The organism is Exiguobacterium sp. (assembly GCF_020832205.1).
Classification (GTDB): Bacteria; Bacillota; Bacilli; order Exiguobacteriales; family Exiguobacteriaceae; genus Exiguobacterium.
Genome location: NZ_JAFIFD010000033.1, coordinates 57,171 through 83,116 on the forward strand (window position 1 = coordinate 57,171; position 25,946 = coordinate 83,116).

The following is a 25,946-nucleotide window of genomic DNA, read 5'->3' on the forward strand; positions in this document are numbered from 1 at the left end:
GTGATCGAAATCAAAGTACCGGAGTTAGCAGAGTCCATTACGGAAGGAACGGTCGCCTCGTGGCTCAAACAGCCAGGCGACCACGTTGAAAAAGGGGAAGCCATCGTCGAGCTCGAGACAGACAAAGTCAATATCGAGGTACCGGCCGATGAGTCGGGCACGCTCGATGAACAGCTCGCGGCCGAAGGGGATACGGTCCAAGTCGGACAAGTCATCGCTCGCCTCAGTTCAGGTTCAGGCGGTGGCACGGCCGTCGCTACGAAGACGAAGACGGAAGCGCCTGCCGAGACGGCTCCGGCCCCGGCTGAGACGAAAGTCGAGGCGGTCGGAGAAGCGAAGAAAGTCGAGCGTCGGGAAGAACACGTCGCAAGCCCGGGCAAAGGTCCGATCGCGACACCGGCCGCCCGTAAACTCGCGCGTGAGAAAGGCATCGACCTCTCGGCCGTTCAAACGAGCGATCCGATCGGCCGCATCAACGTCCACGACGTGACAAGCCACGACTCAAAACCGGCACCGAAGCAAGAAGCACCGAAAGCACCGGCGGCGGCACCGCAACCGGCAGCAAGTGGCAAAGAAGAAGAGCGCATCAAGATGACGCGTCGTCGCCAGACGATCGCGAACCGTCTCGTCGAAGTGCAACAGACGGCAGCGATGCTGACGACGTTCAACGAGATCGATATGTCGGCCGTCATGGCGCTCCGCAAACGCCGTCAAGAGAAGTTCGTCAAAGACAACGACGTCAAACTCGGTTTCATGTCGTTCTTCACGAAAGCGGCCGTCGCGGCACTCAAGCGGATGCCGTACTTGAACGCTGAGATTCAAGGAAATGAGATCGTCTTGAAGAAATACTACGATATCGGCATCGCCGTATCGGCACCAGACGGTCTCGTCGTGCCTGTCGTCCGTGAAGCGGATCGCAAAAACTTCGGGGAAATCGAGAAGGATATCCTTCACCTCGCCGACAAGGCACGCAACAACAAGCTAGGGTTGAGCGACCTTACGGGCGGCACGTTTACGATCACGAACGGCGGCGTGTTCGGTTCACTCTTGTCGACACCGATTCTGAACGGGCCGCAAGTCGCCATTCTCGGCATGCACTCGATTCAACTTCGTCCGATTGCGATCGATGCTGAGACGATGGAGAACCGTCCGATGATGTACGTGGCGCTCTCATACGATCACCGCATCGTCGATGGTCGTGAGGCCGTGACGTTCCTCAAACACATTAAAGACATGATTGAAGACCCAGAACAGTTGTTGTTCGAAGCGTAAGCAAGAAGGTCCATGCCAAGCGGCATGGACCTTTTCTTATGCGATGAGCGTCTCATCGAGCGTGATTTGGCTTTTACCGTTCGCTTTCGAGCGATAGAGCGCACGGTCGGCCCGTTCGATTGCCGCATGCGGTACCGTGTCCGAGCTCCAGAGTGAGGCCCCGATGCTCGCCCCGACACGTGTCTTCCCACCTTCAATCGGAATCGGCTTGGACAGGGCAGCGATGAGGTCGAATCCGATTCGCGCGATGGCATCGTCATCATTTCCGTTTCGTTCGAACAAGAGGAAAAACTCGTCTCCGCTCAACCGGACCGGGTAGACCCCTTCGAGCGGGAGGCGCTTCAGCCGGTCGGCGATTGCGATCAACACGTCGTCGCCTGCGGCATGCCCGTACGTATCGTTGATCGCTTTGAATCCATCGAGGTCGATATAAAAACAGACGTAGTCATTCGTCGTCAATTGCGCGTCATTCAAGTATTTGCGGAGCGCCGTCCGGTTGGCGAGACCGGTCAAGACGTCACGGTTGGCGAGCGTCTCGAAACGGACGCGTTCGGTCTCGGCCTCGGTCAATGACGTCACGAGCGATTCGAGGGCGAAGGCGAGCGATTCGATTTCGTGAATCCCGGATTGGTGCGGGAACGTCTTCGCTTTTCCTTGTTCCATTAAGGCGGCCGTCTCCGTTATTTTTTGGAGCGGACGTGTGATGAACGAGGCGAGGAGCCAACCGAGAATGGCGGTGACGAGCGCTGCCATCAGCCCGATCGACAAGATGTTCCGTTCGAGCGAAGTGACCGGAGCGAAGGCGACGTCGACCGGTTGCCGCACGACGACGCTCCAACCGAGCCCGGCGTAATCGTCATAGCCTTCCCCTTTGGCGATGCCGGTCAAATAGTCTGTCCCGTCCGGCCACGTCACCACGTGCCATCCGTCTTCAAGTGTGAGGCCGAGCGGCTTACCGACGAGTTCGTCCGGTCCAAGCAACACGAGATTGTCTCGCTCACTCATGACGAATAAGTCGGTATAGCCGGACTGATGATGGAGCGTCCGGTCAAAGTGACGGAGCACTTCTTTGCCCCATTCCCAACTGAGGTGGGTCGCGAGCACACCTTGGAACGCACCGTCACGGAACAGCGGGACGCTAATATCGACGAATTGGAGCGGTTCTCCGCTCGGGTTCGGCAACAGCTCGGCGAGCAGCACGGCCTCGTGGACGTCGCCGATGAACGGTTCGGTCTGCGCTTCTAAAAAGACGGGACGTGCCCCGATGTTCGCGCCTTCTAATATGCCGTTCGTCGAAGCGACGACGTTTCCAGAAGCGTCGGTCACACCCATCCACGAGAAGGCGGGAATGTTGGATTGAACTTGGTCGAGCAGTTCACGGCTTGAAGCAGGGTTGTCCAATGCGTCGAGCCCTTGGAGCAGTTGCACGTCTTGATATCGCGACCACATATAGAAATCGAGCTTGTCGACGAGCTGGTGCGACGTCATCGACAACCGTTCCCCAATCTCTTCCTCGAGTGAAGCGCCAGAGCGCTGGCTGATCATATACGTCAACGTGACAGTGAGTAAAAACACGAGCGTGGCGATGCTGAGCGCCAAGATGAGGCCGAGCCGCATCGTAACAAATTTCATATCAATGATTCCTCCTACATGGACACAGTCATTCATCTCATCGACCGCCGTGGCGTCGAGATGAAGTGAAGTTTTGAAAAAGATAAGTTGATTTCGTGGATTGCGGGAACGCTTTCGTTATAATGGAGACGACACAAATACATAGAGGTGAAGACAGTGAAACAGAATAAATTGTTGGTCCTCCTGACGCTCGTCGCCGTCGTGCTCATCGTTGCGGTCGTCGTCATGTTGAACCAGCCGAAAGACCAAGCCGAGACGGCGACAAAAGGTGAGCACGTCTCGACGGACGGGCAACCGACAATCGGAGACGCTGACGCTCCGGTATCGATCGTCGAGTTCGGGGATTACAAATGTCCGTCTTGTAAACAGTGGGGAGAGACAATCTACCCGCAACTGAAAGCAGACTATATCGACACGGGCAAAGCGAGCTTCAGCTACATCAACGTCTTGTTCCACGGACAAGAATCAATTTTGGCGGCACTCGCCTCGGAGTCGGTATACGTGCAAGACCCGGATTCGTTTTGGGACTTCCACAAGGCGATCTATGACGCGCAACCGGCGAGCCAAAACCATGATGAGGCATGGGTGACGGTCGAGCGTCTGACTGAGATTGCCGCAGCGACGACGTCGGTCGACGTCGCCCAGCTTGAGACGGACTTGAGTGAAAACTCGAGCGTGCTCGAACAAGTGAGTCACGATGACGGTCTCGTCAAAGAGAACGACGTACGTCTCACGCCGACGATTATGATCAACGGGGTCGTCCTCGACAACCCGTTCGATTATGACATGATCAAGCGCTTGATTGAGAACGACTTATGACAAAGTCGTTCTTCAATCGGTACGGTTTGTACGCCGCTTGGCTCGTGGCGCTGACGGCGACGCTTGGGAGCCTATATTTCAGTGAGATTCGGGGATTCGTCCCGTGCGAACTTTGCTGGGTGCAACGCATCTTTATGTATCCGCTCACGTTCTTGCTCGGCATCGCCGTGTTCACGGACGACCGCTCGGTCAAGAAATATGTATTGCCGCTGTCGATCGTCGGCGGTCTCATTTCACTTTACCATTATTTAGTGCAAAAAGTACCCGGTTTCGCCGATATCAAACCGTGCGCTCAAGGTGTGCCCTGCAACGTCCAATACATTAATTGGTTCGGGTTCGTGACGATTCCGTTTTTGGCGCTAACGGCGTTTACCCTTATCACACTATTCGTGCTTTCCGTGAAAAAACGTTAAGGAGTTGGATGGATTGAAAAAAGGTTTACTGATGGCGCTCATGAGCGCGTTCGTCGTGCTCGCCGCGTGCGGCAACGAGATCGAAGACCCGCTCAATTGGGAAATCGAGTCGTTCGACTATATGAACCAAGAGGAAGAGATGGTCAGTCTCGACGATTTGAAGGGAAAAGTGTGGATGGCCGACTTCGTGTTTACGAACTGTGAAACGGTCTGTCCGCCGATGACGTTCAACATGTCCAAATTAAATGATGCGCTCGTCGAGGAAGGCGTCGAGGACGTCCAGTTCGTCTCGTTCAGCGTCGACCCGACCGTCGATACGCCAGACAAGATTAAAGATTTCATGGCGAACTATGACTTGGCGGAGGCCGACTGGCAGTTCCTGACGGGCTACTCACAAGAAGAAATCGAGACGTTCGCGCAAGAGAACTTCAAGGCGCTCGTTCGGAAGCCGGACGAAGGGACGCAAGTCGACCATGCGACATGGTTCTATCTTGTCGACCAAGAGGGGAACATCATTAAAGCGTACCCGGGCTTCCAAGACGTGCCGTATGAAGACATCGTCAACGATATTAAAATTTTGCAGAAGTCTTAACAAGTATCCCGATGCGAAAGCGTCGGGGTATTTTTTTATTGGAAGAATGATGATTTGAATTGTAAGTTTAAAACTATTATAGTAATAAAAGTAATGCAATATATTCTTGTTATTACCAATTGAAATTGAAAGGAGGATAATCATGTATATCGCCATACCTGTGTTCACGTTGATCGGACTAGTAGGATGGTTAGTTTATCTCGCGTACGACATATACAAACATCGATTCACAAAACGATGGCGCCGCGCATTCATTCACAGTTCGATCGCCTATATGATTGTCGTCGTTCACCTCACCATCGGTTTTCTTCAATTTCCTGCACAAACGCTGATGATTGATCGCGTTCAACTTGTCCCGTTCCGATTTGTGTATGATTGGTACATGGCCAGTATGCACGGGTCGTGGTTCTTTTGGAACTCGGTCAAGTTGACTACGTATAACTTCCTGTTACTGATCCCGCTTGGCGTATATCTCACCTCACTCTATAAACTTCGACCTAGACGGGGACTCGTGCTTGTCATTCTGACAACGGTCGTCATTGAACTGACTCAACTCGTCTTAACAGAGTTCGGTTTCCTATACCGAGGGTTCAATGTCGACGATCTTTTGTTAAATTCCTTAGGTGGTTGGTTTGGACTATGGATCGGCTCTTTGATCTTAAACTGGAGACGAGCGAATCAATATAAACGAACGGCGGCATAAGCGAAGATTCGACACGTTTAGGAAATGAAGAATCATGCGAATTCCCTTTCTTCGTCGTATAATGAGACAAACGAATTCATATGGAGAAGAGGATCAGTGTGAAAAAGACGCTCTTATTTTCATTGATGGGCCTGGCTGCCGTAACAGGCACCGTGCTCACGCAGTACAAACCACTCGGACGAAAACCGAAGGCGCTCCAGTCGCCCCACCTCGTGAACGGTAAGTTCCGCAACTTGCTCGACACGCCGATGCATTTCTCATCGGACGATTTCATTTCGATGTCGAAAGACTATATGAACGCGACCTCGCGGCGTAAGCCGAGCGAGCCGCTGCCGATAATCCCGATTGATTTTACCGAGAAGCTCGGTTCAAGTTTCACGCGCATTTACTGGCTCGGCCATTCGGCGTTGCTCGTTCAAATGGACGGGAAGACGATGCTTGTCGACCCGATGTTCGGCCGCAGCCCGTCGCCGCTCCCGTTCGCGAAGAACGAACGGTTCAGTGAACAGTTACCGTTCGAGCTCGATGACTTGCCGGACATCGACGTCGTCTTGCTCACGCACGACCATTACGACCATTTAGACTATGCGACGATTCAAGCGATTGAGGAACGAGTCGCGACGTTCATCGTCCCGCTCGGTGTCGGCAGCCATTTGAAACGATGGGGCATTGGGGCAGAACGCATCGTCGAACGCGACTGGGGCGACACGTACACGTTCGGGTCATGGACGTTCGTTTGCGCACCGGCCCGTCATTTCTCAGGCCGTTCGCTCACTGACCGCAACGCGACACTATGGGCGTCTTGGATCGTCATCGGCGAGACGGACCGTCTGTTCTTCAGCGGAGACGGGGGCTATGGTCCGCACTTCAAAGAGATTGGTGACGCATACGGACCGTTCGACTTCGCCGCGCTCGAGTGCGGTCAATACGATGAGCGCTGGCCGGACGTGCACATGCAGCCGCATGAGACGGCGCAAGCGTTTCACGACGTGCGGGCCGATAAAGTGCTCCCGATCCACTGGGGTGCGTTCACGCTCTCGTTCCATGACTGGTTCGACCCGGCCGAGCAGATGGTGTCGCTCTTACCGAAAGACGACGTCTTGACGCCGATGATCGGGGAGCGCGTCACGCTTGACGGACGCAATGACACACGTACGTGGTGGCGCGATCTTGAAGACATGAACAAGCGGTGACCGAATCGGTCACCGCTTGTTTTTAGGATGAGAGCCGTTCGGTCTTGTCCGTTTCGATATGAAGTTTGTGTTTTCGCGTATAGGCGAGGAACGTCGCCGTCATGAGGATGGAGCTGATCCCGAACAAGACGACCATGAGCTGAAGTCCGATCAAGTCGAGGAAGAAACCGGTGACGAGCAAGACGACTTGGAAGACGATACGATCGAGCATGTTCCGGAACGAGAAGAACCGCCCGTGATAGTCTTTTGGCATCCGTGTCTGGAAAATCGTCACGGCGGTCGGGAAGAAACAACCGACCGAGAAACCGAACAAGACGAAAGCCGCGATCGAGATGGCCGGGATATCGGCGAAGTAGAGCATGAGCTGGGCGACCCCGATTAAAAAAGAAAACGTGAACAGAATTGAGAAGACGGAGAACTTCTCACCGATTCGTTTAATGACGAAGGCGCCGATCATGAAGGCGATTCCTTCTGCCGTATAAATCCAACCTTTGATCGCCGTCGATTCCTGCAGTTCGCTAATGTTGATGACGAGCAAGTTGAACCCGCCGATAAAGAGGAGCGGGATGAGCGTCATGACGAGTGTCATGAAGATGACGGGAATCGACTTGATGATCGGGAAGACGTCTTTAAAGCCCCCAGCCGCCTTCGCATCCACTTTTTTCGCGGACGGGGCGACGGTCTCGTCAATCTTTAAGAACCATGTCGCGACGGCTAGAAGCAGATAGGCGACGAGTGAGAGCGCGTAGACGTCCCGCAGCGAGATGAGCGTGAGCAAGATGCCGGCGATGGCCGTTCCGATGACGCGAGACAACGTCGACACGTTCATATGAATGCCGTTCAAGGCGAGCAGCTCCCGTTCCTTGACGATGAGCGGGATCGCCGCCTGGAGCGCCGGGAAGTAAAATGCGGCCGACCCTTGTAGGAAGACGAGGAAGACGACCATCCAGAAGACGCTTCCCGTCTCGATGGCGACGAACATGAACAAGACGCTCAGTGCCCGGACGACGCTCGAGATGAGCATGATCTTTTTCTTAGACCCTTGATCGGTGAGGCGCCCCGCGAGCGGTCCGATGGCGACGCCGGCGAGCAGGCCACCGGCAAGGATGAGCGCCTTGACGAAGTCAGACGGCACTTTCTCCTGCATGAACTCCAAGTTGCCGATGATGCCGAGCCAAAGCCCGAGACCGGCGACGAACTCCCCGATTAAAATGATCCAGACGTTGCGATTTTTCCACATATGGTTAAGCCCTCGATTCTTATTAGCTAATAATAATTATCCTTCAGAACGATTTAGAAAGCTATAAAAAAACCGAGGTTCGGCTATACAAATATGGGACTTTGTAATACGGTGTATTACAAAGGGGGACGATCTTATGAGTACAATATCTGTTCGACTCGACGAAGAGGATGCTCGTCTTATTAGAGAATATGCGAAAGCGAAGAATCTTACCCTTTCCACTCTCGTCCGGGATGCTGTTTTAGAACGAATTGAGGATGAACTCGATTTAGAATTGTATCATGAAGCGATGAAAGCGCATCAAGAGTATTCTGAGGCAATCTCATTTGACGACATGATGAAGGATTTAAACTTGAAATGAAAGTTTATCAAGCCGCGTTCGAACGAAATGCTCAAAAAACATTGAAAAAAATGAATCCTCAGCTGGCGCGGATCATCATGTCCTGGATTTAGAAATATTTGGTCGGAACAGATGATCCACGCCGTCATGGAAAAGGACTAGTTGCCAACCACTCTGGCGAATGGCAGTATCTTATCGGGGGTTATCGTCTAATTGCAGATATTCAAGACGAGACAATCACGATTCTAATTTTAGAAATCGGTCATCGCTGAGACATATATAAGTAAAACATTGTGTATACATAGGGGCTATTTAATAAAACCTAAAAAGCATTCGTCCATATTCAGACGAATGCTTCTTTGTCGTTCTTTTGAAGTCAAATATCGCAGTTGTCATCCGTGCACGTCGCACCGCCTGAAATCACTTGAAGCGTCGGTGCCGATTCGGCCCACGTCTTCTCGAGCACTTGCGTGAACGCCTCGGCCGGTTGCGCGCCAGAGACGCCGTATTTATTGTCGAACACGAAGAACGGGACGCCGGTGATGCCGAGGTCGCTCGCGCGCTTCTCTTCAGCGCGGACGTCTTCTGTATAGATGTCAGAAGCGAGCACGTCTTTCACGGCGTCAGCATCGAGTCCGACACTCACCGCGATCTCAACGAGGACGTCGTGGTCGCCGATATGTTTCGCCTCGATGAAGTATGCCTTGAGGAGCGCTTCTGACAATGCTTTCTCTTTCCCGACCGTCTTCGCGTAGTGCGTCAACCGGTGCGAGTCGAGCGTGCCCGTGACGACCATGTTGTCGAAGTCGTAATCGAGACCGACCGTGCGGGCCTGGGCGGCGACTTGCGCCGTCGTCGTTTTCGCCTGTTCGAGCGGCATGCTGTATTTCTTGGCGAGCACTTCGTAAATCGAGCGCGAGTCGGTCGTCGGGGCGTTCGGGTCGAGCTCGAAGCTTTTGAACTCGACTTCGACGGTGTCCGCGTGCGGGAACTGTTCGAGTGCTTCTTCTAAACGGCGCTTGCCGATATAACAGAACGGGCAGACGTAGTCTGACCAAACTTCAATTTTCATTATAATCCCTCCTAACATGAGTGTAGGATGTCTTGAAATCAAAGTAAACGAAACTGCTCACTAAAAAAAGCCCTCACGAGGAGGACTTAAAAAACGTACCAGAAGACGCAGACGAAGTGGGCGAAACTACCGAACAAGATGAACAAATGGAACACCTCGTGGAAGCCCCAACCGCGCCAGTTGACGAACTTCGGTTTGAAGCCGTAGATGAGGCCGCCGATCGTGTACATGAATCCCCCTAGCAACAACCAGAAGATGCCGGCGTTACCGATGACGTTATGGAGCGGGCCGATGAAGAACACGGACAGCCAGCCCATGCCGATATAGAGCGCCGTCGACAAGAAGCGCGGCGCGTGGAACCAGACGAGTTTGAAGATGATCCCGAATAAGGCGAGTGCGTGGACGGTACCGAACAAGACCCAACGCGTCGGACCTTCGAGCGCGAGGAGGGTGAGCGGGGCATACGTCCCGGCGATTAAGGCGTAAATCATCGCATGATCGATTCTTCGGAAGAAGGCGATCACGTTCGGCGAGGCGATGATGCTATGGTAAAGACCGGACGACAAGTATAAAAAGACGAGACTGATGCCGAATAAAATCGCCGCCATGATGGCGAGCGGCTCCCCGAGCATCGATGCTTTCACCGTCATCGCGATCAACGCGACGAACGCGAGCACGGCCCCAGCCAAATGGGTCAGTGCGTTAATCGGTTCCCGAAAAATCGAATTCATGTAAAACACTCCTTATCACATCATGTAGTATCCATAACTACATGATAAACCGTATACGTCAGAACGACAAGGTTTTTGTTTCGACAAATCGGGATTGTCCGTATACTAAAGGGGAGGTGATGTAGATGAAACCGACCGATATCGTCCAGACGGAAGGGACGCTCCCGAAGCAAGTGCTTCCGACGATCGATTTATACATGGACCAAGTCATCCAGCTGTTCGAGCAGCATTACGGCAAGATGAAGCGCGATGAAGACGAGACGATTTTGACGAAGACGATGATCAACAACTACGCCAAAGGCAAACTGTTCCATCCCGTCAAAAACAAAAAGTATACGAACGAGCATTTGATGCTCCTCAGTCTGATTTACGAGATGAAAGGTTTGTTGTCGATTAGCGACATCAAGGAAACGCTCCGTCCGTTAAACGAATCGGACGAGGCGTTCTCGCTCGAGGACTTCTATGACGCGTATCAAACGCAAAAAGTACAGAACATGCAGGCGTTCGAAACGCAAGCCGAGACGTTACTCGACAACGTCCTCTCGAACGACAGCGACATCCAGCGCGCACTCGCCATCGCCTCGGCCGTCCATATGAGCCATTTGTATCAGCGGCTCGCCGAACGGTTGATAGACGAAGGCAAATGAAAAAGTCCGCTAGAACCCATGTCGGGAGTCTAGCGGACTTTTTTACGTCTGGCGCTCACGCTCGACGCGCTCGCCCTTGTTGTAAAGCGTTACGACGAGTAGTGGCGCCGCGTAACTGATTGCGACGACAAAGACCACTGGCCAAAATGTATGTTGGTCATAGAAGAGGTTCGAGAAAAAGTAACTTAGTGCGGCGACGATGACGACGTGGACGAGTGGATGAAGCTTTCGGAACAGCGCATTGAGCACACTACTGATGAATACGGTCAAAATCGAAAGCATAAACAAGCCGAACAAAATCAACAGCCACATCACGTCCATACGTCACCGCCTATTAGTTATTGATATATTTTTCGAACACATCACCGAAATCTTTCCGGTTCCATTCGTAATAGTGACCTTTGAGCCAATCAAAGCCTTGTTCGTTCAACTGCTTGAACGTCGAAGCGACGTCCATATCGCCTTGACGCAGCCCGCTCAAAATCGACACCGAGTGGGTGAGCGACGAGTCGGCGAACTCCATCATCTTCCGGCCCTCGCGCTGTTTCTCGGCAATCGCGAGAAGTGACTTGTACAAGTCTTTCACGTGCTCGATCTGCTTTTTGTTCACATCGATCGAGTACGGTTTGTCGCCGATCGTGAACTTGATCTCGACGTCTAGGTCGACTGTTCCGGCCGTCTCGAACATGACGTCGTGGAGCGGGAACTGCGCGTACGGATAACGGTACAAGACACGTTTCGAACTCATCGCGCTCGTTCCGTCGAGATGAATCATGGCGAGGTTCGTGAAACAGTACTCGTCCGATTTCGACTTGATCAAGAAGTATATTTTCTCGTTGTCCTCATGGAGGACGTAATCGTCCGAATCCGCCTTATCGAAATCTTTCGGGTCGATGACTTCACCGATATCGCTGAAGCCGGTCAAGTCGGAAGCTAGTTTTTTGAACATGTCCTATCGCTCCTCAGTAGTGGATTTTATGCATCTCGTTCGGGTCGGATCCGGTCCGTTCATTCCGGTTCAGTCCGTCGATCGCTGCCATGTCTTCTTTCGTCAACGTGAAGTCGAACACTTGTATGTTCTCGCGAATTCGGCTCGGAGTGACCGATTTCGGGATGACGGCGACACCGTTTTGCAAGTGCCAGCGCAAAATGATTTGAGCGGGCGACTTGCCGTACTTCGTCGCGATGTCGGTGATGACCGGATCCTCGAGTGCCTCGCGGCCTTTCATGAGCGGGCTCCACGCCTGGATTTGGATGTCGTAGCGTTTGCAAAACGCGATCAACTCTTTTTGGGACAAGTATGGGTGAATCTCGACTTGGTTCACGGCCGGCACGATCGAGCACGATTGGATGATTTGTTCGAGATGGTTGACCTCGAAGTTTGATACGCCGATCGCTCGCACTTTGCCTTCTTCATATAACTGTTCGAGCGCTTTGTACGTCTCGACGAACTTGCCGAAGCGCGGCATCGGCCAATGGATCAAAAATAAGTCGACATAGTCGAGGCCGAGCCGGTCGAGACTGTCTTGGAACGCCTGAAGCGCCTCGTCAAACCCGTGGTACTCGTTCCACAGTTTCGTCGTCACAAAAATCTCTTCTCGCGGGACGTCGGATTCGCGAATCGCGCGTCCGACACTTTCCTCGTTCTGATAGATGGCGGCCGTGTCGATTAATCGGTATCCGGCGTCGAGTGCCGCCTTCACCGTGTTGACCGTCACCGATCCGTCTTCGACCTTGTACACGCCGAGTCCGAGCATCGGCATCGATACATCGTTATTAAGTGTTGTCCATTCCATATTGATTCCCTCCCTATCACTTCTAACGTTACCGAAATTCGGTCGAAAGTGAAAGTGAAAGCTACAGCTGAATGCTTTCTCCGTGCGCTTTGATCACGATTTGGTCACGTTCGAGTTTCGCCGCGGCGACGAGGCGCGTGTAAGGCTCCTCGACCGGTTCGTACGACAAGACGAACGTATTCCAATGCATCGGGAAGAACCGTTTCGCCCCGCTCTGTTTGAACATCATCCACGCCTGTTCCGGTGTGCAATGCGCTTCTTGGAACGAGTCGGGCTGATAGGCGCCGATTGGGAAGAAGGCGAGGTCGATCGGTTCTTTGCTCGCGAGTCCGTTAAATGATTCGGTATAGGCCGTGTCGCCTGCGAACAGCATGCGGACGCCTTTATATTTCAAGACGTAGCCGTTATACCCCATATGCTTGTCCCACGGGAAGCGGTTGCCCCAATGGGCGACGGGGACGGCTTGCACGTTGAGCCCGTTTGCGAGCGTCAACTTGTCGTGCGGATGCATCTCGAGCGTCTGCAGGCTCGGGTATCGCCGGAGCAACCGGCTCGTCCCGGGAGCTGAGATGACGACCGTGTCGCGCGTGATGAGCCGTTTCAAACTTTTATGGTCAAAATGGTCCATATGGGCGTGGCTCAGCAAGATGACATCGATATGGCCGACTTCTTCGATTGAAAGAGCCGGGGCGGTATGCCGCTTCATCCCGAACGTGACGGGACCGAGATGGACGCCGATCCGGTTCGAGAATACAGGGTCGGTCAAAATCTTGAGCCCATACCAATGGATGAGCACGGTTGAATGTCCAATCCACGTCGCGCTGACACTCGTCTCGTCGAAAGCGGCTAAGTCGGGCTTGACGGTCGGCCGTTTAAAATCAGGCCGGGGCAACTTTTGTTGCAATCGCGTATAGAAGAACGTACCGACGCTCGCCAAGACGGCGCTCGGGACGAGTAGGTTCCTTAGTTTCATGGGACTCACCTCATCGTATAAGATGGTTTCATCATACCGCTCGAACGTCGAACCCGCATCAGCCCGAAGCCGTAGAAACGATGGGAGATTGTGAATCGGCCCTTGCGAATCCGCTTTCAATTTGGTACGGTGGCATTAGATTAGGAAAGGAAGGTACCGTGTGCCATGAAAAAGTCACATTCACTCAACCGATGAAACGAATCATCACTGTTCGCACGAACAGTCACGGGTGAAGTGTGTCCAATTTCAAGCCGCGGGGGATGACCCTTCTTTCCGCTTGACCGGAGATCTTCACACCATCGCTACGCGCGAATGGTGTTTTTTGTTTCATCGCGTATCGGACTAATAAGCGAGGTGAGACAACTATGTTATCTGTACATCAAGTCCGGTTCGACCACGACCGGCAACCGCTATTCGACAACGTCTCGTTCGATGTATCAATAGGGGAACGGGCCGTCTTGTTCGGACAGAACGGGTCAGGGAAGACGACACTGTTCAAATTGCTCGTCGGAGAACTCAAGCCCGAGGCTGGAAAAATTGAAGTGGCCGGGACAGTCGGCGTCGTCGAACAGGCGGTGTTAGAACGTGACGCGACCGCACTCGAATACGTCATGCAAGGGGACGCAAAACGTTATCCGCTCTACGTAGCTGTCACATCGGGTGACGCGCAACGAGTGCTCTCCGTATACGACGAGGCGCTGGCGGTCGATGCGTTCGGACTCGAGGACGAAGCGAGACGGGCGCTCAAACAGCTCGGTCTCGAAACACATGAGACGAGCCGGCTCCGTGAATTGAGCGGCGGGGAGCAGACGCGCGTTCAGCTCGCACGACTGTCGATGCGTCAAGTCGATGTCGTCTTACTCGATGAACCGACGAACCATCTCGATGTCGATTCGATCGAATGGTTGACCGACTGGGTCAATTCGTTCGACGGGACGGTGGTCGTGATCTCTCATGACCGACAATTCATCGACGAGATCGCCACCGTCATCCTCGAGTTGGAGGAAGGGCGCGTCACGCGTTACCCGGGAAATTATACGGCGTACACGGCTCAAAAACGAGAAGAACAACGACGTGACGCACGTGACCATGCCCGCTATGTGGCAAGGAAGTCGGAACTGCTCGATATGATCGCCCGGTATAAGGGCTGGCATTTGAAAGCGAAAGCGACGGCGAGCGTACGTAGCCCCGGCGCTCAAAAAGGGGCGGCCAATCTCGCCGTTAAAATGAAGGCGCGGGAACGAAAGCTCGAGCAGCTCGAGACGGCGCGTCCTGACAAGCCGAAAGAAGCGGCCCATATTCACGTCCGGTTCCAAGCCGACCCGCTCGAAGCGAACACGTGGCTGTCGTTTGACGACGTCTCGTTCGGCTATCGGCATCCGCTGTTCGAACGGCTCTCGTTCACGATCAACCGCGGTGACCGCATCTCGATCGTCGGACCGAACGGATCGGGGAAGACGACGCTCTTGAAACTGATCACCGGCGAGCTCGTCCCGACATCGGGAGAAGTGACAAGGCATCCGAGACTGAAGATCGGCTACTTTTCGCAAACGCTCGCCAAATTGCCGGACGAGGGGACGTTGCTCGACGCCTTGCTCGGCGAGAGCGAGATTCCGGAGACGGAAGCGAGGACGCTCCTCGCCCACTTCTTGTTCCGGCGCGACGAGGTGTATAAGCCGATACGGGAAGCGAGCATGGGGGAGAAGTGTCGCATCGCTTTCCTCATCCTCTACTTCTCGGACGCACACTTGCTCGCCCTCGATGAGCCGACCAACTACTTGGACGTGGCGACACGTGAACAAATCGAGGCCGCGCTCGAAGTGTACCGGGGCGGGTTGATCCTCATCTCACACGACCGCACGTTCCATCGATTGACCGACCGGGTCATCGAACTCGGAGAGACGGTGACGGTCCATGCGAAAGATACCGGTCCTCCGGTCGACGTCGATGCTGCCCTCCGGACGATCGAGGCGCTCGCGAACGATGAACAAAAATTTGTCGACGAGGCAGGAAACGTATTACCGTTTGACGAATCCGAACAGATGAGACGAAACGAGTAGGGGTGGGGAAGCATGAAGGAAGAAGTTCGGGCATCACGGGCCGCATCGCGGAAGCGAAAGCGGCTGCTAAGATCGTTGACGGCGCTCGTGTTGATCGCGTCTTTAGTCGGGGTGATCGCATTGGCGGCTCTCATGGATTCGAAGAAGCAAGAAACGGCACTGCCGCAATCAGACGACATCGCAACCGAGATGGTCGGCGCGGAGTCTGAAGACGAGCCGGCGGTCGAGGAAGAAACGGAAGACGTCGTCTATATCGAGGCGCCGTACACGAAAGTGTATGCCGACGACCGGGTGACCGTCGTCTATGAGGCCGACCTCGGCGACCGCTATGAGCGGCTCGAAACGGTAAGCGGCTTCGTCAAGCTGCAACTGAATGAACGGATGACGGGTTGGGTGACCGAGGAACGGGTGACGACCGAAGCGACGTCACAATCGGATGAGGACATCAAATCCGCATGGCAACAAGTGTTGCCGACGGCGTCCGAGTCAGCGCTCGATTTGCTCGGAAAAGATCGTGAGTCCATCCGGGCGATGCTCGGCGCACCAAAAGCGGTGCAACGTGACCAAGTAAACGAGTACCACTTCTATGACGGCTACTTCTTGATGATGCGCGACGGCCGAGTGAGAGCGATTGACTGGGACCGTCAGACTGTTGCGACACCAGATGTGGCGGCAACGAGTCAGCAGCCTTCCGGCAGCTGGTATGAAGGGGAGACGATTCAATTGAAGCTGTTCCCTTACAGCGGCATCATGCGGGTCCGCCTCGAACAAAAATAACGATGAGATGCTGAAGGGGATTCCTTTCAGCGTCTTTTTGCCCTTACAATCAAATGTGCGTTTGAATGTTTAGGGTGAGAGGAATATAATGAGAGAAAAGGGAGGGAGTCATATGGCTGGACATGATCATCACGTACACGACCATCATCATGCATCGAACCAACGGGCGCTGTTCTGGGCGTTCGTGTTGATTGCGACGTTCATGGTCGTCGAGGTCATCGGCGGACTATGGACGAACAGCCTCGCCTTACTGTCCGATGCCGGACATATGCTCGGAGACGCAGCCGCGCTCGGCCTCAGTTTTCTCGCCGTCCGCTTCGGTGTGCGTTCGGCGACGCCGAGACAGACGTTCGGATATCGACGCTTTGAAATATTGGCGGCGTTCGTGAACGGGGTGACGTTGCTCGTCATTTCGATGTACATCATCATCGAGGCGTACAAGCGCCTGTTCGCACCGCCTGAGATTTTGAGTGAAGGGATGCTCGTGATCGCCGTCGTCGGCTTGCTCGTTAACATACTCGCGGCTTGGATCTTGATGCGCGGTGAGCGGGACAATTTGAACGTACGCAGCGCGTTGCTCCACGTCTTCGGGGACTTGCTCGGTTCGGTCGGTGCCATCACGGCGGCCCTTCTCATCTTCTTGTTCGGTTGGACGCTCGCCGACTCGATCGCGAGCTTGTTCGTCGCCGTCCTGATTATGGTGAGCGGTTACCGGGTGACGCGTGACGCTGTCCATATTTTGATGGAAGGGGCACCGGCGGAAGTCGATGTCGTCGCGATGCAACAAGACTTGATGACCGTCGCCGGCGTGAAAGAGGTGCATGACTTGCACGTCTGGTCGATCACCTCGAACGAATTGGCCGTCACGTGTCACGTCTTGATCGGCGAAGCGACCGATGACCAGAAAGTGTTGCACGAAGTGACGGACCGTATGAAACGGTTCGGAACGTTCAAACGTTCGACCGTCCAAATCGAACGGGCGCCGCAATGTTGCGAAGAACGGACGATTTGGTAACGAACAAGCGGTCCCTGAGCTTTGGCTCGGGGACCGCTTGTCTTATGGTTTGAGGACAACTTTGACACAGTCGTCGAGGTGGTCATTGAACATCTTGTACGCGTCCGCCGCTTGGTCGAGCGGCATCCGGTGCGTGATGATGTCGGTCGGGTCGAACTTCTTGTCGACGATCATTTGGAACAGTTCCGGCATATAGTGGATGACCGGCGCTTGCCCCGTCTTGATGCTGACGTTACGTGTGAAGAAGTCACCGAGCGGGAATTGATTATAGTTCATGGCGTAAATCCCGGTCAGCTGAACGGTTCCGAACTTCCGCACCGCTTCTTTTGCGACTTTGATGGCGCTGAGCGTCCCGCCTTGCACCATCAACTTCTGTTCGACTTTCTCGATCGGCGACATCTTGCCGTCAAAGCCGACACAGTCGATGACGACGTCGGCGCCGCCGTTTGTGATCTCGTAAATATACTTGCCAGTGTCGATCGGGTCTTTCATGAGCACGGTCTCGACGTTGTTCGACAGCTTCGCCCGATTCAAGCGGTACAGCTCGGGGTCGACGGCGATGACACGTTTGGCACCCCGGACCCAGGCGAGCTTTTGCGTCATGAGTCCGACCGGACCAGAACCGAGGACGACGACCGTGTCCCCAGGCTTCATACCGGCGCTTTCTAGGCTCCACCAGGCGGTCGGGATGACGTCGGACAAGAAGAGGAGTGCCTCGTCCTCGAGCTCGCACGATTCCGGAATGACGAGCGGCATGAAGTTGCCGTAAGGAACTTTCAAATATTCGGCCTGGCCGCCAGGGTGGTTGCCGAACTGTTCCGTGAAGCCGAAGTAGCCGCCCGCGTCCGTATGCGGTGCGTGGTTCGAGTTGTCGCATTGGCTCTCCATCTCGTTTTCGCAGTAGAAACAGTGTCCGCACGAGACGTTGAACGGTAAGACGACGCGGTCGCCTTTTTTCACTTTCGTCACGTCCGGACCGACTTCTTCGACGATGCCCATCGGTTCATGACCGATGACGTAACCGTGCCGGGTCGGCATGTTGCCTAAGTAGATGTGCAAGTCCGAGCCGCAGATGGCCGTCGAGGTGATCTTGACGATGATCTCCTCTCGGTTCTCAATCTCCGGGTCTTTCACGTCTTTCACTTCGATGTTCTTTGCACCTTGATACGTCACTGCACGCATACGTTCATTCCTCCTTTTTTCAAAAAACGGGTCAATCACAACATGTGTACTGTACCCGCTTCCATTCCACCTGAATCTAAAAATTGGCGGAAATAGGAAAAGGGACTCACTGTGGAGTCCCGGTCCCAGTCACGTCGATGACGACGATCTCGGGTGGATTGAAGATGCGCGGCACGCTGATTCCATAGTTGAAACCGCGGCCGATGACGTGATCGAACGTCTCGTGTTCATACAGCCCGCCAGCATATTTCGGGAAGAACCCTTGATCCGGGGCGTACAGACCGTTCATAAGATAAGGGATCCGAACTTGCCCCCCATGGGCGTGGCCGGACAAGACGAGATCGAACGGGAGCTCGGCGTAAGTTTCGACTTGTTCGGCCCGGTGAGAGAGCAACAGACTGAACGTCTCCCTCGTGTCGATGTCGGCGAGCGCCGTCAAGACGTCTTGTTGCCAATTTCCGTAAAGATCTTCAGCATACGTCCGCAGCGGGTCTTCCGCCCCTCCAATGACGAGGTCGATTCCGTTGATCGTCGCCGTCTCCGCCTCGTTCTCGAGGACGGTCACCCCGGAGGAGCGGAACACATCTTTCACATCGTGCCGAACGTAGTCGTCCGATTCATCAATCTCATGGTTACCGGTCACGAAGTAAATCGGGACGTAGCCTTCGAGGCCTTTGACGAGGTCGAAGGCGGCATCTGGCGGACGATTGCGGTCGAGCATATCGCCAGGCAGCGCGATCAAGTCGGGATTTTGCTCTTTCACTTTTGCGATCAAGGCGCTCTGTTCCTTCCCGTACGAGTAGCCGTGCAAGTCTGAGAGGAGGACGATGCGGAGCGACTGACCGGCCTCGAGTTTGTCCGTCGACACATCGTACGTGCGGACGACGAGTCCGTTATAAAAGGCGAGGACTAAAAATGCGGCAATGATGAAGAGTGTGATGTATTTGCGTTTGCCTTTGAACATGTCGTCCCTCCTCGTCTCTTCGGTCCTTTCATTTTACTCGGACTCGGGGGCGGAAGCAAAGAATCGTCAGTCATCCCGCGAACATGGTTTCGTGAAAAAAATCCCGCTCGACGAGGAGCGGGACACGATCAAGCTACTTTTGTTTTAAGGGTCACGTCGACGTTGCCGCGTGTCGCTTTCGAATACGGGCATACTTGGTGCGCCGCTTCGACGAGACGGTCGGCTGTCTCTTGGTCGACGCCTTTGATTTCGACTTCAAGTTCAACAGAGATGAAGAAACCTTCGTCGTTCTGGTTGAGCGTGACATGGCCTGTGACGCTCGTCCCATCCGTCTTGACGCGTTCTTTGCCGATGACGAGGTTCAAGGCGCTGCCAAAGCAAGCCGCGTAGCCGGCAGCGAACAGTTGCTCCGGGTTCGTCGACTCGTCCGCTTGTTTAGCCCCAGGCATCGCGACGTTTAAGTCAATGACACCGTCCGTTGAAGTGACGCGACCTTCGCGGCCACCGATGGCTGTTGCAGAAGCTGTGAATAATGGTTTCATGATTCATTTCCTCCGTTTCGTTTTTAACAATTATATTGTGCACAATCTAATTATAAGGCAGTCAAATGAATGTGCAAATGATATGCTTGGTCTAAGACTACAGCCGGAGGAATTTATATGAAAAGTTCGTTAACATTAGAGCATCAAATCTGTTTTCAACTCTATACCGCTTCAAAAGAGCTCACTCGCCTGTACCGGCCGATCCTCGCCCCGTTGAACCTGACGTACAGCCAATACTTGGTCATGCTCGTATTATGGGAAGAAGACGGCATCGACATGAAACAGCTCGGTGAACGGCTCACGCTCGATTCGGGGACGCTGTCTCCGCTCGTCAAACGGTTGATGCAAATCGGGTATGTCGAGAAAGTACGGGCGACGGACGATGAGCGCCGTGTCCTCTTGACGTTGACAGAGGCCGGACGCACGTTGCGTGAGCAGGCGGAAGAGGTACCGCTCAAAGTGAGTGGTATGCTGAATATAGATGAAGCGACATATGTCGACTATATGAAGGTGCTCATCGACATCAAGTCACGCTTGAAAGCGTTTGGTGAGCACCAAGGGTAAGGTTTCCACGAAAGGAGTCAAGATGATCCGTAAACTTATCATCTTATTGATGGCAATCGGCGTCTATGCCGCCTGGAAGTATGAAGTGCCGAACGTGTCGGCGCCGACGAGCGTCCAAGTGAAGTCGGACGTCGTAGAAGAAGCGGGGGAGACGGAAGACGTCGCCACTGACGCGCCTCGTTTCGCTAGCCAGTACGCCGGTCACGACTGGTACTTGCTCGAACGAAACGGTGACCGCGCGCTCGAATTGATTGACGCCGACGGCGCGAAGAAAGGGTTTTATCAGTTCGAGACGGGCAGCACGTATGAAGGGCTCATCCTCGATGAGATGACCCGGGAGGACGTCGAGCGGATCGGGTTCGACCCGGTGCGCTCGTACGACAAAGGGATGCGCCGCTATTTGATCCCGGACGACCCGTCGTTTTCGGTCTATGCGATCAACGGGAGCTACGTGACGTTCTTCTTCGACGAACACGATGACGACAAGTTGAAAGCCGTTCTCGCCGTCGAGCGTCGCGTCGAAGAGTCGAGCGAAGGCTACTACGGAGACGTCTCGGCAGAAAGTACAGTGGCGAACGAGACGCTCATGCGTCTCCTCATGAACTGGGACCGTCAGAAGTTCGGGCTGTCCGCACTCGCCGACTATGAGCCGCTGCTCCCGGTCGTCCGGGCCCACAGCGAGAACATGGCGGCGAACAACTTCTTCAGCCACACCGACCCGGAAGGACGTGACCCGTTCGAGCGGATGAACGAATACGGTCTCACGTATTCCCTTGCCGGTGAAAACTTGGCGATGGGGCAGATGAGCGTCTTTCATGCCCATTGGGGGCTCATGAACTCGCTCGGGCACCGCGAGAACATATTGAAGCCCGATTTCAGCCATGCCTCGGTCGGGCTCGTCTACAACGACGACAACAGCCCGTTCTATACGATCAACTTCATCACGCCACGCTAAAAAACAGGAAGGTCACCCTTGATTCGGGAGATCTTCCTGTTTTGTCGGTTGGAGCGGCTTCAAGTACTTCTCGGTCAGCCCGAGGTACATCATCATACTGAACGCGACGATGAACGTGAACGGCCAACGCGCCTCGATCTGTTCCGCGACCAGGTAGGCGCTCGTGAGAAGCAAGACACCGAGCAACTGAAGGCCGGCGAAGCGACGCACGTATGGAGCCGAGGCGAGCTTTTGATAGATCACGCTCGAGACGACGAGGTCGACGATCAGGACGGCGAGGACACCGAGGTAGAGGACGAGCATGCGATTCGTAGTCCACGCCTCGGGCAACCAGTTTGGTGACGCTTCAGGAAAGCCCGTCATATAGTCGGTCGTTCCTTGAAAGGCGAGTTCGAAGCCGATAAATAAGATCAGGAGGAGAGCGGCGGTGCGGAAGACACTTCGCCATCGCTCATATGTATGAAAACGCATCTGTCCCATCCCCCTTTCTGTACGTTACGAACGGAGGACGGGACAGGTTTCACTTAAATTAACTTTTTGACGGCTTTTTCGATCTCATCAGGCGTCGTCTGTGGCGAGAAGCGCTCGATGACATTCCCTTGCCGGTCGACGAGAAACTTGGTGAAGTTCCATTTGATCGCTTTCGAACCGAGAAGTCCCGGCGCTTCTTTCGCTAAGTATTGGAAGAGCGGGTGCGCGTCTTTGCCGTTGACGTCGACTTTGGCGAACATCGGGAACGTCACGCCATAGTTCAGTTGGCAAAACTCGTTGATCTCTTCGTTCGTCCCCGGGTCTTGGTTGCCGAACTGGTTGCACGGAAAACCGAGAATTTGGAGTCCCTTGTCTTTATATTGCGCATACATTTTCTCGAGGCCATCGAGTTGTGGCGTAAACCCGCACTTGCTCGCCGTATTGACGATCAAGAGCACGTCCCCCTCGTATTTCGACAACGGTTGGAGCTTGCCGCTCATATCGGCCGCTTCATAATGGTAAATCATATGGATTCCCCCTTTTTCTTCATTATATCAATCTCGTTTTATGGATTCGACTTTGAATCGGTTGTCCGCAATCAATTTGTCACGAAACGATGATGTCGCTGTTACAATGAAATGTGAAGAAACTCTTATAATGAAAGTCTTGATGAAAGGAACGGTGTTATGTACATATTGAAAAATGAATTTATTTGGATCACCATCATTCTCGTCGGCTTGTTCTTCTCGAGTTCGACGCCTTATTCAGACCAGAGCATCGTCTCGCCGCTCGAACGATTCGACTGGGGCTGGGCTGAACCAGTGCTCGCGGACATCGATTTTGAATACGACGGCAGCCCGGTGTCGCTCGAGGCGAAAGGGACGGTCGGGTTGATCGAGTTTCTCATTCGAAAAGCGGCCCACTTCACGATTTTCTTCATCCTCGGGGCGCTCTTCGTCAAAGCGGTGGCGCGCGTGCGTCTCCATGCCGGACTCATCCTGTTGTTCGCCTGGACGCTTGCCAATACGGTCGCCATTTATGACGAGTTCCACCAAAGTTTGACACCGGAGCGGACGCCGCTCATCCAAGATGTCGTCTTGGACAGTGTCGGTGCGTTGTGCGGGGTGTTGCTCGTCGGAGGGATTTACTTGGCCAAACGAAAAGGAAAAAGACGGAGCCGGGCTGGCTACGTTACAACGAGGTAAAACAAAATTGTGATAGGTTGTTATGTGAAAAGCGCTTCCACGAAGTGCTTTTCTTTTTTATAAATCTTCTTTGTGACAAGAAAATGAGCAAATTTCCCTATATACCCACGTTTTTTAAACAATAAAACCTAAATCAGGTCAATGTAATGCGAATGAAATATAAGTGTAAAATAACTTTAGGTTTAGATTGCTATAATGAGTCACAGGGCGAGAATGGTTCTCGTCATAAATCGACAAACATTGATCTATTATATATAGAAATTCACACGACTCAGCGGAGGGAAGCACATTGGTTAACTTGAAGAAACTTGCGGCAACCGTCACTCTAGGGACTCTTCTTATCAGCGGCACGACTCCTGGTTTTGCGGCGTCACTCACAGACAAGCAAAAGAAAGTCCAGCAGCAGCAACAACAGAATAGTTCTGAACAGTCAAAAGCGAACGCGTCGATCCAATCGCGTGAGCAAGCGATCAGCAAAGAGCAGCAAGAAATCAACAAGCTAGACGCTGAACTCCAAGACGTCATCAACGACGTGGCTCAAAAGAAAGCTGAGATTCGTGCGACACAAGAAAAGATTGCGAAGCTTGAAGAGCAAATCAAAAAGTACGAAGCAAAAATGAAAGCCCAAGAAGAGCTCATGAAAGAGCGTATGGCGACGATGCAAAAGAACGGCGGCACGTCGATCAACTGGGCGGAGTTCATCTTCGGTTCGAAAGACTTCGGTGACTTGATCACACGTATGATCACGGCCGGTACGATCCAAGAGAACGACAAGCAAATCTTCGAAGAGTATCAAGCGACGAAAGAGAAGCTCGCAGCAGCACAGGCGGACCTCAAGTCAGAGCGCGATGCCCTCGTGACACAAAAAGAGCAACTTGAAGAACGCAAAGTGGCACTCGACAAGAAAATGAAAGAGCGCGCAGCGAAAGTAAAGAAATTGAACGCCGAGAAAATCAAATTCGAGTCGAAATTGATGAGCTTGAAAGAGATGGAATCAACGCTTCAAGCACAAGAAGCGTCAATCAAGGCTGAAATCGAAGCACAACGCCGTGCGGCTGAAGAAGCGAAACGCAAAGCGGCGGCTGAAGCGGAAGCAGCGGCTGCGGCAGCGAAGAAAAAACAAGCATCGAACGCAACCGCGTCTTCATCGAACGCAGCGGCAACGACGCCAGCAGCATCTGCTCCAGCGAGCGGTGGTATGTTCCAACGTCCGTCAGGTGGACGTCTCACGCAAGGATGGGGACCAGCAAGCGGCGTGAACGGCTACACGTTCCATAACGGGATCGACCTTGCAGCACCAGTCGGCACACCGATTCGTGCGGCACAAACGGGTACGGTCACGACTGCAGGATGGGGTGGCGCTTACGGGAACCACGTCATCATCACACACGTCATTAACGGACAAGTGTGGACGACAGTATATGCTCACTTGAGCTCAGTGTCGGTCTCGGCTGGACAACGTGTCTCGCAAGGTCAACATATCGGTGGCATGGGTAGCACAGGTAACTCGACAGGTTCACACCTTCACTTCGAGATTCACCGTGGTGGATACTCGTACTCGTCTTCGAGCGCGGGCAACACGGTCAACCCAGCTTCATTCTTCTAATCACAGACAAAGTGATCGACGAACGCGTCGATCACTTTTTTGTTGCCTGATAGCTGATGAACGTCAATAAAGCGGCGCCGATGACGCTCAACCAAAGTGTGTCCCAATTCGGATCGTCCAGGACGCTCATACCGCCGACGATCATCATGTACGCGACGATCGATCCGATAAGGACGGTCGTTACGACGAGACGGATCCGTTTCGGGATTTGATTCCACCACTGCCTCATAAAAATCGCCTCCACCTATCAGTATAGGGGAGGCGGGGCGATTCATCTAGCGAGTCGGATCCATGAAGATTCCATGATCGGTTCGTACCCGACTTCTTGATAGATCTTGTTCGAAGTCGGATTGGTCAAATCGGTATAGAGCGTACAGAAGCGTTTCGTCTTCAACAGCTCGCGGCTTAGCTCGGCGACGATGGAGCGTCCGTAGCCGTTCCCGCGCCTCTCAGGCACCGTGTAGACGAACGAGACGGTCACGCCGTTCTCGGTCGGTCGAGACTTCTTCGCACATGAGACAGTCTTCCCATCAACTTCCCAGACGTAGGCGTCGCCATTGTCGACCATCGCCTGGACGACACGGCTCACCTTGTCCTTGTCAGAACGGTCGAGCCCGTTCTCATGTGCAAAGGCGTTATACCATTGCTCAAGAAGCGGACGTTCGGCCGGGGTCGCTTGACGAATACGACCTTCTGCAAGCGCAACATCGTTCACGCGTTCAAGCCGATAGAAACCTTGTTCCATGAATATTTTTGGCTCATTTCCAGTGAAGTGAGTCCATAAGGCATAAAAATTCATCGCCTGTGTCCTCTCTGATACGACATCATCGAAAATTAGCTCGCTCTCGAGTAAAACCGGTATTAGAAACCTCATGACATCATCGGCCGCCTGTTCATCAAACAGGACATAATTGAGCGGATGGGGTGGGGTAACTTGCAATGATGCAAGAAGACGGCCATTCGCTTCGATTGTAACCTGTGTGAAGTCATCATATTTGCCTTGCTTAATGTCGTCAAGTACACCGATCATCAAACTGTGCTCGGCTTCACGCTTCATCAATTCCGGCAGCACGCGCTCCGCGAACGCGTAAGGGTCCCCCCAAACTTTGAATTCCATTTTGTTTCCCCCTCATATGTATGGAAAACGGGCAAACCGTTAGGCTTGCCCGTTGTCTGACGTGT

General features: G+C 53.6%; 31 protein-coding genes. 16 read left to right on the top strand and 15 right to left on the bottom strand.

Annotated elements, in window-relative coordinates; genetic code table 11:
• The gene (odhB, locus tag JJU47_RS07750) at positions 1 to 1,272 is read left to right on the top strand and encodes a 2-oxoglutarate dehydrogenase complex dihydrolipoyllysine-residue succinyltransferase (RefSeq protein ID WP_228617894.1); all 1,272 of its coding nucleotides are present in this window, start codon (positions 1 to 3) and stop codon (positions 1,270 to 1,272) included.
• A gap of 36 nt (positions 1,273 to 1,308) precedes the next feature.
• Here odhB and JJU47_RS07755 read toward each other — a convergent pair whose 3' ends face one another.
• Positions 1,309 to 2,904, bottom strand: coding sequence for a diguanylate cyclase domain-containing protein (locus tag JJU47_RS07755; RefSeq protein WP_228617896.1), 1,596 nt, complete (start codon positions 2,902 to 2,904; stop codon positions 1,309 to 1,311).
• 156 nt (positions 2,905 to 3,060) lie between these two features.
• On the opposite strand from JJU47_RS07755, the gene JJU47_RS07760 reads away from it, so the two are divergent.
• The 5 genes from JJU47_RS07760 to JJU47_RS07780 all read left to right on the top strand — a co-directional run bounded on the left by JJU47_RS07760 (position 3,061) and on the right by JJU47_RS07780 (position 6,624).
• A complete protein-coding gene (locus JJU47_RS07760; RefSeq protein ID WP_228617898.1) occupies positions 3,061 to 3,723 on the top strand; it encodes a DsbA family protein in 663 nt (220 codons plus the stop codon).
• A complete protein-coding gene (locus JJU47_RS07765; RefSeq protein ID WP_228617901.1) occupies positions 3,720 to 4,136 on the top strand; it encodes a disulfide oxidoreductase in 417 nt (138 codons plus the stop codon). The genes JJU47_RS07760 and JJU47_RS07765 overlap by 4 nt, the downstream gene beginning before the upstream one ends.
• A gap of 31 nt (positions 4,137 to 4,167) precedes the next feature.
• Complete coding sequence (locus JJU47_RS07770) at positions 4,168 to 4,728, top strand: SCO family protein (protein ID WP_228618241.1); 561 nt, start codon at positions 4,168 to 4,170, stop codon at positions 4,726 to 4,728.
• A 142-nt stretch (positions 4,729 to 4,870) separates the two neighbouring features.
• Positions 4,871 to 5,431 (top strand): VanZ family protein, encoded by a 561-nt coding sequence (locus tag JJU47_RS07775; RefSeq protein WP_228617903.1) that lies wholly within the window; start codon positions 4,871 to 4,873, stop codon positions 5,429 to 5,431.
• 98 nt (positions 5,432 to 5,529) lie between these two features.
• Positions 5,530 to 6,624, top strand: coding sequence for an MBL fold metallo-hydrolase (locus tag JJU47_RS07780; protein ID WP_228617905.1), 1,095 nt, complete (start codon positions 5,530 to 5,532; stop codon positions 6,622 to 6,624).
• A gap of 22 nt (positions 6,625 to 6,646) precedes the next feature.
• On the opposite strand, the gene JJU47_RS07785 is transcribed toward JJU47_RS07780, so the two are convergent.
• Complete coding sequence (locus tag JJU47_RS07785) at positions 6,647 to 7,864, bottom strand: MFS transporter (protein WP_228617907.1); 1,218 nt, start codon at positions 7,862 to 7,864, stop codon at positions 6,647 to 6,649.
• A 136-nt stretch (positions 7,865 to 8,000) separates the two neighbouring features.
• Between JJU47_RS07785 and relB the strand changes: the two genes are divergently transcribed.
• Positions 8,001 to 8,225: a type II toxin-antitoxin system RelB family antitoxin gene (gene relB, locus JJU47_RS07790; protein ID WP_228617910.1), complete on the top strand. Its 225-nt coding sequence runs from the start codon at positions 8,001 to 8,003 to the stop codon at positions 8,223 to 8,225.
• Between the two features lie 98 nt (positions 8,226 to 8,323).
• Positions 8,324 to 8,476: a type II toxin-antitoxin system RelE family toxin gene (locus JJU47_RS07795; protein ID WP_228617912.1), complete on the top strand. Its 153-nt coding sequence runs from the start codon at positions 8,324 to 8,326 to the stop codon at positions 8,474 to 8,476.
• Between the two features lie 104 nt (positions 8,477 to 8,580).
• Here the strand turns inward: JJU47_RS07795 and JJU47_RS07800 are convergent, their stop codons facing one another.
• Positions 8,581 to 9,276, bottom strand: a complete 696-nt coding sequence (locus tag JJU47_RS07800; RefSeq protein ID WP_228617915.1) for a DsbA family oxidoreductase — start codon at positions 9,274 to 9,276, stop codon at positions 8,581 to 8,583.
• Positions 9,277 to 9,362: 86 nt separating this feature from the next.
• A complete protein-coding gene (trhA, locus tag JJU47_RS07805; protein WP_228617918.1) occupies positions 9,363 to 10,007 on the bottom strand; it encodes a PAQR family membrane homeostasis protein TrhA in 645 nt (214 codons plus the stop codon).
• A 125-nt stretch (positions 10,008 to 10,132) separates the two neighbouring features.
• Here trhA and JJU47_RS07810 point away from each other — a divergent pair, with 125 nt between their 5' ends.
• On the top strand, positions 10,133 to 10,654 hold the full coding sequence (locus tag JJU47_RS07810) for a DUF1836 domain-containing protein (protein ID WP_228617921.1): 522 nt from the start codon (positions 10,133 to 10,135) through the stop codon (positions 10,652 to 10,654).
• Between the two features lie 42 nt (positions 10,655 to 10,696).
• Here JJU47_RS07810 and JJU47_RS07815 read toward each other — a convergent pair whose 3' ends face one another.
• From JJU47_RS07815 to JJU47_RS07830, 4 genes are all read right to left on the bottom strand, one after another.
• Positions 10,697 to 10,975: a hypothetical protein gene (locus JJU47_RS07815; RefSeq protein ID WP_228617924.1), complete on the bottom strand. Its 279-nt coding sequence runs from the start codon at positions 10,973 to 10,975 to the stop codon at positions 10,697 to 10,699.
• A gap of 13 nt (positions 10,976 to 10,988) precedes the next feature.
• Positions 10,989 to 11,603 (bottom strand): PH domain-containing protein, encoded by a 615-nt coding sequence (locus JJU47_RS07820; protein WP_228617926.1) that lies wholly within the window; start codon positions 11,601 to 11,603, stop codon positions 10,989 to 10,991.
• Between the two features lie 13 nt (positions 11,604 to 11,616).
• Positions 11,617 to 12,450, bottom strand: a complete 834-nt coding sequence (locus tag JJU47_RS07825) for an aldo/keto reductase (protein WP_228617928.1) — start codon at positions 12,448 to 12,450, stop codon at positions 11,617 to 11,619.
• Positions 12,451 to 12,511: 61 nt separating this feature from the next.
• Entirely contained in the window at positions 12,512 to 13,423 is a 912-nt protein-coding gene (locus JJU47_RS07830) for an MBL fold metallo-hydrolase (protein WP_228617930.1), read from the bottom strand.
• A 365-nt stretch (positions 13,424 to 13,788) separates the two neighbouring features.
• Between JJU47_RS07830 and abc-f the strand changes: the two genes are divergently transcribed.
• The 3 genes from abc-f (at position 13,789) to JJU47_RS07845 (ending at position 17,275) form a co-directional block, all read left to right on the top strand.
• Positions 13,789 to 15,483 carry a ribosomal protection-like ABC-F family protein gene (gene abc-f / locus JJU47_RS07835; protein ID WP_228617933.1) on the top strand — a complete coding sequence of 565 codons (1,695 nt, stop codon included), beginning with the start codon at positions 13,789 to 13,791 and terminating at the stop codon, positions 15,481 to 15,483.
• Between the two features lie 12 nt (positions 15,484 to 15,495).
• Positions 15,496 to 16,260, top strand: coding sequence for a hypothetical protein (locus JJU47_RS07840; RefSeq protein WP_228617935.1), 765 nt, complete (start codon positions 15,496 to 15,498; stop codon positions 16,258 to 16,260).
• A gap of 112 nt (positions 16,261 to 16,372) precedes the next feature.
• Positions 16,373 to 17,275 (top strand): cation diffusion facilitator family transporter, encoded by a 903-nt coding sequence (locus JJU47_RS07845; RefSeq protein ID WP_228617937.1) that lies wholly within the window; start codon positions 16,373 to 16,375, stop codon positions 17,273 to 17,275.
• 42 nt (positions 17,276 to 17,317) lie between these two features.
• Here JJU47_RS07845 and JJU47_RS07850 read toward each other — a convergent pair whose 3' ends face one another.
• From JJU47_RS07850 to JJU47_RS07860, 3 genes are all read right to left on the bottom strand, one after another.
• A complete protein-coding gene (locus tag JJU47_RS07850) occupies positions 17,318 to 18,457 on the bottom strand; it encodes a zinc-dependent alcohol dehydrogenase (RefSeq protein ID WP_228617940.1) in 1,140 nt (379 codons plus the stop codon).
• A 106-nt stretch (positions 18,458 to 18,563) separates the two neighbouring features.
• Entirely contained in the window at positions 18,564 to 19,421 is an 858-nt protein-coding gene (locus JJU47_RS07855) for a metallophosphoesterase (protein ID WP_228617943.1), read from the bottom strand.
• A 128-nt stretch (positions 19,422 to 19,549) separates the two neighbouring features.
• Positions 19,550 to 19,963 (bottom strand): organic hydroperoxide resistance protein, encoded by a 414-nt coding sequence (locus JJU47_RS07860; RefSeq protein WP_228617945.1) that lies wholly within the window; start codon positions 19,961 to 19,963, stop codon positions 19,550 to 19,552.
• 117 nt (positions 19,964 to 20,080) lie between these two features.
• Here JJU47_RS07860 and JJU47_RS07865 point away from each other — a divergent pair, with 117 nt between their 5' ends.
• Both JJU47_RS07865 and JJU47_RS07870 read left to right on the top strand, forming a co-directional pair.
• Complete coding sequence (locus JJU47_RS07865) at positions 20,081 to 20,527, top strand: MarR family winged helix-turn-helix transcriptional regulator (protein ID WP_228617947.1); 447 nt, start codon at positions 20,081 to 20,083, stop codon at positions 20,525 to 20,527.
• 22 nt (positions 20,528 to 20,549) lie between these two features.
• Complete coding sequence (locus JJU47_RS07870) at positions 20,550 to 21,482, top strand: CAP domain-containing protein (protein ID WP_228617949.1); 933 nt, start codon at positions 20,550 to 20,552, stop codon at positions 21,480 to 21,482.
• Between the two features lie 12 nt (positions 21,483 to 21,494).
• Here the strand turns inward: JJU47_RS07870 and JJU47_RS07875 are convergent, their stop codons facing one another.
• On the bottom strand, positions 21,495 to 21,953 hold the full coding sequence (locus tag JJU47_RS07875) for a hypothetical protein (RefSeq protein WP_228617952.1): 459 nt from the start codon (positions 21,951 to 21,953) through the stop codon (positions 21,495 to 21,497).
• Between the two features lie 53 nt (positions 21,954 to 22,006).
• On the bottom strand, positions 22,007 to 22,480 hold the full coding sequence (locus tag JJU47_RS07880) for a glutathione peroxidase (protein ID WP_228617955.1): 474 nt from the start codon (positions 22,478 to 22,480) through the stop codon (positions 22,007 to 22,009).
• Positions 22,481 to 22,639: 159 nt separating this feature from the next.
• On the opposite strand from JJU47_RS07880, the gene JJU47_RS07885 reads away from it, so the two are divergent.
• Together JJU47_RS07885 and JJU47_RS07890 are read left to right on the top strand one after the other, a co-directional pair.
• Positions 22,640 to 23,158 carry a VanZ family protein gene (locus JJU47_RS07885; RefSeq protein WP_228617957.1) on the top strand — a complete coding sequence of 173 codons (519 nt, stop codon included), beginning with the start codon at positions 22,640 to 22,642 and terminating at the stop codon, positions 23,156 to 23,158.
• A 289-nt stretch (positions 23,159 to 23,447) separates the two neighbouring features.
• A complete protein-coding gene (locus JJU47_RS07890; RefSeq protein WP_228617959.1) occupies positions 23,448 to 24,764 on the top strand; it encodes a murein hydrolase activator EnvC family protein in 1,317 nt (438 codons plus the stop codon).
• Between the two features lie 31 nt (positions 24,765 to 24,795).
• Here the strand turns inward: JJU47_RS07890 and JJU47_RS07895 are convergent, their stop codons facing one another.
• Together JJU47_RS07895 and JJU47_RS07900 are read right to left on the bottom strand one after the other, a co-directional pair.
• Entirely contained in the window at positions 24,796 to 24,993 is a 198-nt protein-coding gene (locus JJU47_RS07895) for a hypothetical protein (RefSeq protein WP_228617962.1), read from the bottom strand.
• Positions 24,994 to 25,035: 42 nt separating this feature from the next.
• Entirely contained in the window at positions 25,036 to 25,881 is an 846-nt protein-coding gene (locus JJU47_RS07900; protein ID WP_228617964.1) for a GNAT family N-acetyltransferase, read from the bottom strand.
• Between the last annotated feature and the right edge of the window lie 65 nt (positions 25,882 to 25,946).